The sequence below is a fragment of the Priestia sp. FW507-14D1A genome, from assembly GCF_058781295.1.
Genome location: NZ_JBYSWQ010000002.1, coordinates 23,972 through 36,644, shown reverse-complemented (window position 1 = coordinate 36,644; position 12,673 = coordinate 23,972). Strand labels below are relative to the sequence as shown.

9 protein-coding genes are annotated in these 12,673 nt (G+C 37.2%); all 9 read left to right on the top strand.

Annotated elements, in window-relative coordinates:
- The first annotated feature begins 123 nt into the window (after nt 1–123).
- The 9 genes from AC3WJG_RS08660 (at nt 124) to AC3WJG_RS08620 (ending at nt 12,621) form a co-directional block, all read left to right on the top strand.
- Nucleotides 124–1,365 (top strand): MFS transporter, encoded by a 1,242-nt coding sequence (locus AC3WJG_RS08660; protein ID WP_028408125.1) that lies wholly within the window; start codon nt 124–126, stop codon nt 1,363–1,365.
- A 21-nt stretch (nt 1,366–1,386) separates the two neighbouring features.
- Complete coding sequence (locus tag AC3WJG_RS08655) at nt 1,387–2,844, top strand: glycoside hydrolase family 32 protein (protein ID WP_028408126.1); 1,458 nt, start codon at nt 1,387–1,389, stop codon at nt 2,842–2,844.
- A gap of 272 nt (nt 2,845–3,116) precedes the next feature.
- Nucleotides 3,117–4,577 (top strand): protein adenylyltransferase SelO, encoded by a 1,461-nt coding sequence (locus AC3WJG_RS08650; protein WP_102813240.1) that lies wholly within the window; start codon nt 3,117–3,119, stop codon nt 4,575–4,577.
- A 591-nt stretch (nt 4,578–5,168) separates the two neighbouring features.
- Nucleotides 5,169–6,620 (top strand): glycoside hydrolase family 68 protein, encoded by a 1,452-nt coding sequence (locus AC3WJG_RS08645; RefSeq protein ID WP_253352565.1) that lies wholly within the window; start codon nt 5,169–5,171, stop codon nt 6,618–6,620.
- A gap of 352 nt (nt 6,621–6,972) precedes the next feature.
- Nucleotides 6,973–9,759 (top strand): sigma-54-dependent transcriptional regulator, encoded by a 2,787-nt coding sequence (locus tag AC3WJG_RS08640; RefSeq protein WP_253352567.1) that lies wholly within the window; start codon nt 6,973–6,975, stop codon nt 9,757–9,759.
- 254 nt (nt 9,760–10,013) lie between these two features.
- Nucleotides 10,014–10,454, top strand: coding sequence for a mannose/fructose/sorbose PTS transporter subunit IIA (locus AC3WJG_RS08635; RefSeq protein WP_253352568.1), 441 nt, complete (start codon nt 10,014–10,016; stop codon nt 10,452–10,454).
- Nucleotides 10,451–10,945, top strand: coding sequence for a PTS sugar transporter subunit IIB (locus tag AC3WJG_RS08630; protein WP_160203412.1), 495 nt, complete (start codon nt 10,451–10,453; stop codon nt 10,943–10,945). Before AC3WJG_RS08635 ends, AC3WJG_RS08630 begins: the two co-directional genes overlap by 4 nt.
- Nucleotides 10,946–10,957: 12 nt before the next feature.
- Nucleotides 10,958–11,767, top strand: a complete 810-nt coding sequence (locus tag AC3WJG_RS08625; protein WP_028408130.1) for a PTS mannose/fructose/sorbose transporter subunit IIC — start codon at nt 10,958–10,960, stop codon at nt 11,765–11,767.
- Between the two features lie 26 nt (nt 11,768–11,793).
- On the top strand, nt 11,794–12,621 hold the full coding sequence (locus AC3WJG_RS08620; protein ID WP_013056298.1) for a mannose/fructose/sorbose PTS transporter subunit IID: 828 nt from the start codon (nt 11,794–11,796) through the stop codon (nt 12,619–12,621).
- Nucleotides 12,622–12,673: the final 52 nt, after the last annotated feature.

Here is a 12,673-nt window from a genome sequence, read left to right as displayed (position 1 = left end):
TTTTTTAATATAAAATGTGAAACCGGTTGACATATGAAACCGGTTGACATAAAATCAAATTTGAAAGTGCTTTCATTTTGTTAGATAAAAGATTTTATATCTTAAGCTAAAGGGGTAACTAAAATGAAAAGTTCAAAAAGTTTATATTGGAAGCTGAGTGCATATTTTTTCTTCTTCTTTTTTACGTGGTCGTCGAGCTACTCTTTATTTTCTATCTGGTTAGGGCAAGAGATTAAGTTGAACGGATCAGCAACAGGCTTAATCTTTTCTGTAAACGCTATCTTTGCTTTGTGTATGCAGCCTTTGTACGGATATATATCTGACAGGATAGGTTTAAAGAAACACATTTTATTTTTTATTAGCTGTCTTTTAGTGTTTGTAGGACCATTTTATATTTTTGTTTATGGACCTTTACTTCAATACAATGTGTTGATAGGAGCTATTATTGGAGGACTATATTTAGGAGTGGCGTTTTTGGCGGGCATCGGAGCGATTGAAACCTACATAGAGAAAGTCAGCCGAAAATATAAATTTGAGTACGGAAAATCTAGAATGTGGGGTTCATTAGGCTGGGCTGCAGCTACGTTTTTTGCAGGACAATTATTTAATATTAATCCTCACATTAATTTTTGGGTGGCATCTGTTTCAGCGATTATCTTAGTGGCTATTATTTTTTCTGTAAAGGTAGAAATGAGCAGCTATGAAATGGAAAAGGCTGAATCCGTCACGCTGAGAGATGTAGGCAGTTTATTCTTATTGAAGGAATTTTGGTTTTTTATGATTTATGTTGTTGGCGTTACATGCGTATATGGGGTATACGATCAGCAATTTCCTATCTATTATGCATCTTTGTTTCCTACTGAATCGATAGGTAACCAAGTATTTGGCTACTTAAATTCGTTTCAAGTATTTTTAGAAGCTGGAATGATGTTCGCAGCACCGTTTATTGTAAATAAGATCGGTGCAAAAAACAGTTTAATTTTAGCAGGGTTTCTAATGGGATTTCGTATTATTGGGTCAGGGCTTGTTGTTGGTCCAATCGGAATATCGTCGATGAAACTTATTCATGCATTAGAACTTCCTATTATGCTCATTGCCATCTTTAAATATTTGGCAGCTAACTTTGACACGCGCCTATCTTCTATACTTTATTTGGTTGGATTCCAATTTGCTTCACAAATAGGTGCTTCAGTTCTTTCACCTATAGCGGGAGGATTATATGATGGCGTAGGTTTTTCCCGTACCTATTTAATTATGGGAGGTATGGTTTTAGTATTTAACGTTATTTCGATGTTTACATTACTAAACTCTAAAAAACATAGATTTATAAGAAAAGATGTACAAGAAAACACGCAGATTATATAGGGGGATATGATGATGTTAACGATAAATAAAATCGAGCAAGCTCAACATTCATTAAATGAAGCAGAGAAAAAGGTGAATCATCAATATCGGTTAGGGTATCACATTATGGCGCCAGCGAACTGGATTAATGACCCGAATGGGTTGGTTCAGTATAAAGGAGAATATCATGTTTTTTATCAACATCATCCTTATGACGAGAATTGGGGGCCGATGCATTGGGGGCATGTAAAAAGCAAAGATCTTGTTCATTGGCAGCACTTGCCGATTGCTTTAGCTCCTGGAGATCCATTTGATAAAGATGGATGTTTTTCTGGAAGTGCCGTGGATAACGAAGGAGAGCTTACGTTAATTTATACAGGACATAATTATATAGACAAAGAGCTGGATACTTTTTTTCAAAACCAAAATATAGCTGTTAGTAAAGACGGCATTACCTTTGAAAAAGCAGAGGCCAACCCAGTTATTGCTGAGCCGCCAGCAGATAGTTCTCATCATTTTCGAGACCCCAAAGTATGGAAGTACGAAGATTTCTGGTATATGATTCTAGGAAACTCAACAAAGAAAAAAGAGGGACGTGTTATCTTATACCGGTCTTCAAATTTACGAAAATGGGAATATGTTGGTGTTCTTGCTAAAAGCGATGGAGATCTAGGATATATGTGGGAGTGTCCAGACTTCTTTGAGTTAGACGGAAAGCACGTGTTAATGATTTCTCCTCAAGGGATAGAAGCAAAAGGTGATTCCTATCACAACCTTTTCCAAACGGGATATTTAGTTGGAGAATATAATTATGAAACCAATACATTTCATCACGGGTCATTTACTGAATTAGATTACGGCCACGATTTTTACGCTGTTCAAACACTTTTAGATGATAAAGGGCGGCGAATTGCAATTGGCTGGATGGACATGTGGGAAGCTAATATGCCAACGAAAGAGGATGGATGGTGCGGTGCGCTAACGCTTCCGAGAGAACTAACTTTAAGAGGGGATAAAGTGTTGATGAACCCCGTCCAAGAGCTTACATCACTTCGGAAAACTCAGTATAATATGCTAACCAATAAAGCTCTTTCTAACAGCTATGTAGTAGAAGTAAATGAAGACTTGCTAGAGATACAAGCTGTATTTGATTTAGCGGACTGCCAAGCTTCATCGGTAGGAATAAAAATTCGTGGAATAAACAACGAAGAAACGCTGATGTGTTACAACCTTAATGAGCAAAAGCTATTGCTTGACTGTACTCACTCGGGAAAAGAAGATGGAGTGAGGAAAGCAGCGTTACAAGCAGGTGAGACACTAGCTTTACGAATATTTGTGGACCGTTCTTCCATTGAAGTATTTGCAAACGAAGGACAAGCGACCATGACGAGCCGTATTTATCCAAAAGAAAGCAGGCTCGGAATTGAGTTATTTACTGAAGGAGGAAACGTAATCGTAAAAGAGTTAACGTATTGGAATTTAAAAGATATTTGGGGGTAAAATACAGAGGAAGAAGTATATTAATACTTCTTCTTTTTTGAGCATTTAATAGTTCGTCAACAAAGTGGAGGTATATAAATGGATAAGGCACTTTAGATTAAAAGTACGAGCAAATACGATATAATAGTAAAAGAGATAATGAATGAAAGAGAAACTGTCCTGCTCTAAGATTCCCAGAAGAAAGTAGGATAGAGCAAGGCTACTGCGCTTATAAAACAACGATCAGTAAAGAAAAAATTATGTTTTAAGACACAAAAAGAAAAGGAGATACGATGACTAATCAAAAAGAAACAGGATGGAATTTACGTCATAGCTATGCGGAGTTACCAAACATCTTTTTTACGCCTCTTGATCCTAATCCAGTGAGTTCACCTAAAATAGTTAAATTTAACGACTCTTTAGCCCCATCTCTAGGGTTACAAAAGGAACAGCTGCAAAGCCCAGAAGGAGTTAGCATTTTGGCTGGAAACAGTGTCCCAAAAGGTGCTTTCCCACTTGCACAAGCTTATGGGGGGCATCAATTTGGCCACTTTAACATGCTAGGAGACGGTCGGGCTATGCTGATAGGGGAGCAAGTTACGCCTTCGGGTGAGAAAGTAGACCTTCAGCTTAAAGGCTCAGGCCGAACTCCGTATTCCCGCGGAGGAGATGGACGGGCAGCTCTAGGACCTATGCTGCGTGAGTATATTATTAGTGAAGCCATGCATGCTCTTGGTATTCCAACTACTCGGAGCCTAGCAGTCGTAACAACAGGCGAATCCATTTTTCGTGAAAAAGAACTGCCCGGGGCGATTCTGACGCGTGTAGCTTCCAGTCACCTTCGTTTTGGCACATTTCAGTTCGCTGCAAAATGGGGAACGGTAGAAAACCTTCAAGCTTTAGCTGACTATGCATTAGAACGTCACTTTTCCCATATAGAAAAGAATGAAAAAAAATATTTATCATTGCTTCAAGAAGTGATTAAGCGTCACGCTAAGCTAGTTTCTAAATGGCAGCTTGTTGGTTTTATTCATGGCGTCATGAATACGGATAATATGACAATTAGCGGAGAAACAATTGATTATGGACCATGTGCATTTATGGATACCTATGATCCAGAAACTGTATTTAGTTCAATTGATGTACAAGGGCGCTACGCTTATCAAAATCAACCAGGCATTACAGGGTGGAATCTTGCTAGGTTTGCTGAGGCTTTATTACCGCTATTGGATCAAGATATAGAAAAAGCAGTTGAAATAGCGCAAAGCGCCGTGACGGAATTTCCAAAATTCTATCGGGAAAACTGGCTCGCTGGTATGCAGGCTAAACTTGGGCTTTTTAACGAAGAAAAAGAAGATGAAGCATTATTCCAAGACCTTCTTACAATAATGAAAACCTATAAAGCTGACTATACAAATACGTTTCGTGCATTAACTTTCGAGAAGCTAGAAAATAGTGACTTGTTTGAAAGCAAAGAGTTTGCACAGTGGCATGAGCTATGGCAGCAAAGACTAGGTAGACAACAACAATCTAAAGCGGAGTCACAAGAGCTTATGAAAAATAATAATCCGGCTGTCATTCCTCGAAATCACCGAGTGGAAGAAGCGTTAGACGCAGCACAAAAAGAAGACTACAGCGTCATGGAAACCCTTCTTGAAGTGCTTTCTAGCCCATATGAATCTCCGGGTCAGCCAGAGTATTGTACACCGTCTGCTCCGTCTAATCAGCCTTATCAAACTTACTGTGGAACTTGATCTGCCTAAATAAGAACTGGTATTTAAAAACAGGATAAACGAAATCAAAAAGAGCTCTTTATAAAGAGCTCTTTTTGATTTTCTAAAAAATGTATTATTGATCCATTAAAATGATAGCGATTTCTTGCAAAAATCTACATAAAATTTAACAGGATAAAAGAATCAAAATAAAAAGTGATTATCTAATTCTTTGGTCTCTCATTATTGCCAATAGGAACTATTATATAATAAATTATTCCACTATTTCACAAAAAAATACATTAACGATATTTTTTTGAAAATGGTCTACTTTAATAGCTGTAGAAGAGTTTATAAAAAAATAGCAGGTTAAATATGACGATGGATTTGCCTATTTAATCAAAAAATTGAAGGTTTAAGACTTTATAACCAAATGAAAAATATAAGAGGAGAAAAATGAGATAATCACTCCATTTTACCTATTTGACTTTTCAATATTATGCAAGTAATCTTGGAAAGGTAATGGAACCGGTTCTGTTATTTCGCCAGATTGATATGACTTCTCGATACATAGAAAATGAATTACTTGTGAGTGACACAAGAAAAGGTATTATACAAAAGGGAGAAAAACAGATGAATATTAAGAAAATCGCAAAGCAAACTACAGCTTTATCTTTTGCTACAGCTCTGTTAGTAGGTGCTGGATCTCAAACATGGGCTGCTGAAAGCAATCATAAAGATACCAACAATAATTATGGAGTTTCCCATATTACGCGTGATAACATGCTGAAAATTCCTCAGCAGCAAAAAAGCGAACAATTTAAAGTTCCAGCTTTTGATAAATCAACAATCAAAAATATTGCTTCTGCAAAAGGGTACGATAAATCGGGCAATTTAATTGATTTAGACGTATGGGACAGCTGGCCTCTGCAAAATGCTGACGGAACAGTAGCCAACTATAATGGTTACCAAGTTGTATTTGCACTAGCAGGTGATCCGAAAGATGCTGATGATACATCTATTTATGTGTTTTATCAAAAAATCGGTGAAGATTCGATTGACAGTTGGAAAAATGCAGGAAGAGTGTTCAAAGACAGTGACAAATTCGTACCGAATGATCCTCATTTGAAAAAGCAAACCCAAGAATGGTCAGGATCTGCTACTTTAACATCAGACGGAAAAATACGCTTATTCTATACTAACTTTTCAGGTACAAACTATGGAAAACAAACCTTAACAACGGCTCAAGTAAATGTATCCCAGCCGGGTGGAGATACGTTAAAAATTGAAGGTGTTGAAGATCATAAATCCATTTTTGATGGTGATGGTAAAAAGTATCAAAATATTCAGCAGTTTATTGACGAAGGCGCATATGGTTCAGGAGATAATCATACGTTGAGAGATCCTCACTATGTAGAGGATAAAGGGCATAAATACCTTGTATTTGAAGCAAACACAGGAACTGAAGATGGTTATCAAGGTGAAGATTCCCTTTACAATCGAGCTTACTACGGTGGAAATAATCCATTTTTCCAATCAGAAAAAGAGAAATTACTGCAGAGCTCTAATAAAAAGAAAGCCTCTTTAGCAAACGGTGCATTAGGTATTGTTGAACTAAATAACGATTATACCTTGAAAAAAGTAATGGATCCACTGATTACTTCAAACACGGTGACAGATGAAATTGAACGCGCAAATGTATTTAAAAAAGATGGAAAATGGTACTTATTTACAGATTCTCGCGGATCTAAAATGACGATTGATGGTATCGGCCAAGATGACGTATATATGCTAGGATACGTATCAAATACGCTGACAGGAAAATACAAGCCGCTAAATGATACAGGACTTGTTTTACATATGGACCTCGATCCTAATGACAAAACGTTTACGTATTCACATTTTGCAGTTCCACAAGTGAAAGGAGACAATGTCGTAATTACAAGTTACATGACAAACAGAGGCTTCTATTCAGAGGAACATTCTACTTTTGCTCCTAGCTTCTTATTAAATATTAAAGGATCAAAAACAGCTGTTGTGAAAAACAGTTTTTTACCACAAGGGCAATTAAGTACGGACAAATAATTTTTAAAAACGAAAGAAGATGGCGGTAACTGCTGCTGTTTTCTTTCGTTTTATTATTTAATCAAAAATGTGCTGTAACCGCAGTGCTGATTAAATAAAAAAGCAGTGTACACATTGATAGTTATTTAAAGAAAATGAAACATTCGGACAGACTATAACTTTAAGAATGAAACCGGTTGACATGCAGGTTTGACTAACTTAATATATTTACATATAATGGTTTGAAACGTTTTCATAGATTAGTATGACATGAGGGTACTTGTAGATGAAATAGCTTGTAGTAGTAGGGAATGATCATTTCTTTGAAAGAGAAAATTCCAATCGTTAACTGAAAATAAAGAAGGTGCTTCTAATGAAACGAATTGATAAGGTATACAATCAGCTGTTGAGTAATTTTCAAGAGTTTACAGAAGTGGAACTTTTACATAAACAAGGAAGCTCAGCGATTGAAATTGCTGAACAGTTAGATTTAGAGAGATCTAATGTAAGTCTTGAGCTTAACAAACTTGTCCGCATGCAAAAAGTAATCAAAATTAAAATGTTCCCCGTTCGCTACGTTCCGCTAGAGATTGTTGAAATCATTTGTCGTCAAAAGTGGGATACGAATAAGATGGAAGTAGAAAAGCTAGAGCAGCTATCTAATGGGGGAAAAGAAGAAGCTCTTCCTGCTAATCCTTTTGAATTAATGATTGGAGCTACCGGAAGTTTGAAAAAATCGATTTCTCAAGCAAAAGCTGCTGTTCTTTACCCGCCTAATGGATTACATATGCTGCTATTAGGTCCCACGGGATCGGGAAAATCTCTTTTTGCAAAACGAATCTATCAATTTGCCTTATATTCAGAGAGGCTAAAAACAGATGCCCCGTTCATTACCTTTAACTGCGCTGATTATTACCATAATCCTCAATTACTTCTTTCTCAGTTATTTGGTCATAAGCAAGGGAGTTTCACCGGAGCAACTGAAAGTAAAGTAGGTTTAGTAGAACAAGCAAATGAAGGTATTCTCTTTATGGATGAAGTACACCGGCTTCCTCCCGAAGGCCAAGAAATGCTTTTCTATCTCATTGATCAAGGTACGTATAACCGTCTAGGGGAAACAGATCATAAGCGAACGTCTAAGGTATTAATTATTTGTGCTACAACTGAAAATCCCGGTTCAGCCTTACTGCAAACTTTCTTAAGAAGAATTCCGATGACTATCCATATTCCCTCATTAGAAGAGAGGTCTTTAAAAGAAAAAATTCGCCTCACCACGTTTCTTTTAGAACAGGAGGCTAAACGAATTAATAAAAAGCTAAGTGTCCACATTGATGTATTAAATGCTTTAATCCACACTGAAAAATTCGGGAATGTAGGGCAGTTAAAGTCGAATGTGCAGCTCGTTTGCGCACACGGATTTTTAAATAACCTTGATAGTAAACATATGGTGGAACTTACAGTGCGAGATCTGCCTGACGATATTAAACGAGATTGGATTTCAAATAGTAAAAATATGGAGCGTAGCAAAAAAATTTCTGAATATGTAAACCTTAAAACGATTATCTCCCCGGCTATGGAGAGCCAAGAAATAAAAATGGAGGAAGACGTATCATTTAATTTATATCAGTTAATAGAAGAAAAAGTAGATGTTTTAACAAAAGAAGGTTTATCTCAAGAAGACATCAATCAGTATATTCTTACCGACATTCATTTGAATGTTCGAAGCTTTTTTAATCAAAAAAATGGCCAGAGTTCTAATTTAATGAAGTTTGTGGAAGACCATGTGATTCAGCTTACAAAAGAATTAAAACAGTTGGCTGAAAAAGAATTGAACTGTAAATTTGATCGCAGGTTTATTCATTTTTTAAGTATGCATATGGAATCCTTTTTAAAGCGAAAAAAACAAGTAGACGTATTAAATACAAAGGAGATAGATGAAATTCGCGAAACATATCCAAAAGAATATGCGGTAGCACTGCTTTTTAAAAATCGAATTGAAAAGTGGTTTAACATCTGCGTGCCAGAAATAGAAGTTATTTATCTCACAATGGTTATTCAATCAATTCGAACGTTAGAAGAAAATAAACGAGTAGGAATTGTAGTTGCTGCCCATGGAAACAGCACGGCAACTTCTATGGTTGAAGTTGCTACGGAGCTTTTAGGAAGCACTCCTATTATAGCTATTGATGTGCCTTTGACGGTATCTCCAGTTGAAATTGTAGACAGGTTAATCCAAGGAATTAAGAAAGTAGATGAAGGAGAAGGCGTATTAATGCTTGTGGACATGGGTTCGCTTGCCATGTTAGAAAGCAAGTTGGAACAAAAAACAGGGACTAAGATTAAAACCATCAGCAATGTGACGACGTCTATGGTGTTAGACACCGTTAGAAAAGTAAATTATTTAGATTTAAATTTATATGCCATATTTGATTCGGTGCAAAAAGACTTTATGGAATTTATAGATAAACAGCAGCACGTGTTTGGAAAGAAGAAAGCACTTGTTTCTATTTGTACAACAGGAAGCGGTACAGCAAAACAATTAGAAAAAATCTTAACGATTATTTCACGCAAAGTATCTCAAGAACCTATTAAAATTTTAACCGTTTCTTCTATTAAATTAGCAGCAAACATTCGAGAAATTCAAAAAGAATATGAAATTGTTGCAACGGCAGGCACTAAAAATCCAAGGATTGATGCGCCTCATGTATCATTAGAAGTCCTCATTGAAGGGCAGGGAGAGCGAATACTTCAACAGGCAATTACAAAAGAAACGATAAGCTATGATGATGAGAAAACCGAAGCGAATATTGTGGTGCGTGAACTTTGCGAAGAAAACTTGCGAAAGTACCTTCTATTTATTAATCCGTACCTCATAAGTGAAATTCTGTTAGAATGGTTAAGTCATGTACAAGATGAGTTAGAAATGGAATTAAGCAACACTGTTATGATTCGAATTGTGATGCATACAGCCTTTGCTTTAGAAAGAATGATAAAAAATGAACCTCTTACTTTTCCCGAGGATGAAGAAATCACTCACCAGTTAGAAAACATTTATCAAAAAACGGAAAAAACATTACAAGCCGTCGAAAAAAAGCTGAAACTTACCTTAACAAGAGATGAAAAATTATTTATTGCCACCATTTTTGCGGATGAAATGTAAAAATCATATTATAATTCTGAGAAACTAGTTTGATTTATATGCCACTAGTTTCTTTTTTTATCCCATTTTTAAAATAACAGAAAAACCTGTATTAAAACGAATGACGTTTTGATACAGGTTTGTTTATTTTAAGGAACCTGTATCAACAACGCAGAAAAAGGTATTGAAAAATAAATGAAAGCGCTTAATACTCTTTGTTGGCACGATACTTGCAATAAATAAGTGTAGAACGTAAAAGAGAGGAGCAAGTGTACATGATTTCAGTCATTATTAGTGGACATGGTGATTTCGCGCCAGCGTTAGAGGGGTCTTCCAAAATGATATTTGGTGAAGAGAATCACGTAGTAGCCGTACCTTTTCTAAAAGGCGAGGGTATCCAAACCCTTGAAGAAAAATATAAGCAGGCACTAGAGGAGGTGCCCTTAGAAAATGAAGTGCTTTTTTTAGTCGATATTTTCGGAGGTACACCCTACAATGCGGCTACTCCATATATCCTTAAAAATAAAACAGCGGATATGGTATCCGGAGTTAACTTGCCTATGCTATTAGAAGTGTTAGCCATGAGGGAACACGTTACATTAAAAGAGATGCTAGGAAGATTAAAGCAGGTGAATGAAGAAAGTTTTCAAGTGTGCAGTGAACATTTGGAGAAAATCCAGCAAGCAAACCAAATCGGAGAGGATGGATTATTATGAAAATCGTTTTAGCAAGAATTGATGACCGCTTTATTCACGGGCAAGTATTAACAAGATGGATCAAAACAAATGCAGCAGATCGAATTATCATTGTTTCAGATGAGGTGGCAGCGGATGAAATGCGAAAAACGCTTATTCTTTCTGTGGCTCCTTCGAATGTAAAGGCAAGCGCTGTGTCGATTTCTAAAATGACAAAAGCATTTCACAGCCCTCGCTATCAGGATACAACAGCCATGCTGCTGTTTGAAAACCCCGCAGACATTGTCGCTCTTGTTCAAGCGGGCGTACCTATTGAGACAGTAAACGTAGGGGGCATGCGTTTTGCTAATGACCGAAAACAAATCACTAAATCTGTAAGCGTTACCAAAAAAGATATCGATGCTTTTGAGAAACTGCAGGAACTAGGCGTAAAGCTTGAGCTGCGCCAATTACCTTCAGATTCTAGTGAAAATTTTATTCAACTACTGAGAAACGAAACAAAAATCAAATAAGGAGATGAGTTTATGTCTTCCATACAAATTATTTTATTATTAGTCATTGCAGCAGTAACTGGTATCGCAAGCGTGTTGGACGAAGGGCAATCCCATCGTCCTCTCATTGCCTGTACGTTAGTAGGCTTGGTGCTTGGAGATTTAAAAACCGGCATTATTTTAGGTGGAACACTGGAATTAATGGCTCTTGGATGGATGAATGTTGGATTGGCGATGGCACCCGATACGGCTATTGCTTCTGTTATTTCAACTATTTTAGTTATCACAGCTGGTCAGGGGATTGGTGAAGGCATTGCGGTAGCCATAGCTTTAGCAGCTGCAGGGCAAGTACTCACCATTTTTGTTCGTACCATCACAGTATTTTTAATTCATCGGGCTGATAAGTACGCGGAAGAAGGAAACTTTAAAGGAATTGAAATTATGCATATTACTGCTATGGGTTTTCAGGCTCTCCGCGTTATGATTCCAACTTTAATTGTTACATTAATCAGCGTAAGCGCCGTGCAAACTTTCCTCGGAAATATTCCGGAAGTTATTACAAAAGGCCTGCAAATTGGGGGAGGCATTATCGTAGTCGTAGGATATGCCATGGTTATCAATATGATGAACATTCCTCATTTAAAGCCCTTTTTCTATATCGGGTTCTTATTGGCGGCATTTACAGGGTTTAACCTGGTAGGATTTGGAGCGCTGGGTCTTTGTTTAGCACTTCTTTATCAACAAGTAATGCAGCAGCGAAATCAAATGCAGCCGGCAGGCGTTCCCGCAGCTACAGGGAGCGAACAAGTATATGATGATGACGATGATGATTTAGATGCCTAAATGGCGAACTTAAGGGAGGGATAGAGATGGAAAATGAAAAAAGATTAACGAAAAAAGATATCTTTAGCATGTTCATTCGTTCGAATTTTTTACTCGGTTCATTTAACTTTGAGCGTGTTCAAGCAATGGGCTATTGCTATGTCATGATTCCAGCAATCAAACGCTTATATGGACCGGGAGCTCAGCGAAATGCAGCATTAAAGCGTCATTTAGAATGGTTCAATACACACCCATGGATTTCTGCACCTATATTCGGCGTCACGGCAGCAATGGAAGAAGAAATGGCAAACAAAAAAGATTTTGATGAAAAAGCTATCAGCGGAATGAAAATTGGATTAATGGGCCCGCTTGCTGGTGTAGGAGACCCTATTTTCTGGGGAACGCTTCGACCAGTTCTCGCGGCCCTAGGCGCATCGCTTGCGTTAGGCGGGAATATTGCCGGCCCACTGCTGTTTTTCATCTTAATTAATGCAATTCGATTAAGTACAAAATATTATGGATTAAAATATGGCTACTTAAAAGGAACAGAAATTTTAAAAGATTTAGTAGGCAATCGAATTCAAAAACTGACGGAAGGTGCATCCATTTTGGGACTCTTCGTAATGGGAGCGTTAGTTTCGAAATGGACCACTATTAATATACCAGTGGTTGTTTCTAGGATCAAAGATGATTCTGGTAAAGTTGTGGTAAAAACCGTGCAAGACGTACTTGATAGTATTCTACCGGGGCTGCTTCCTTTAGCTCTAACTCTATTAGTAGCATGGATGCTTCGAAAAGGCACAAATCCGCTGCTTATTATTTTCGGTATTTTCTTAATTGGTATAGGGGGTTATTGGATAGGCTTTTTAGGGTGATAAATAAGAGGAGTCATCTATTCTTCTAGCATCTGCTGGTGAAAATGTTTTA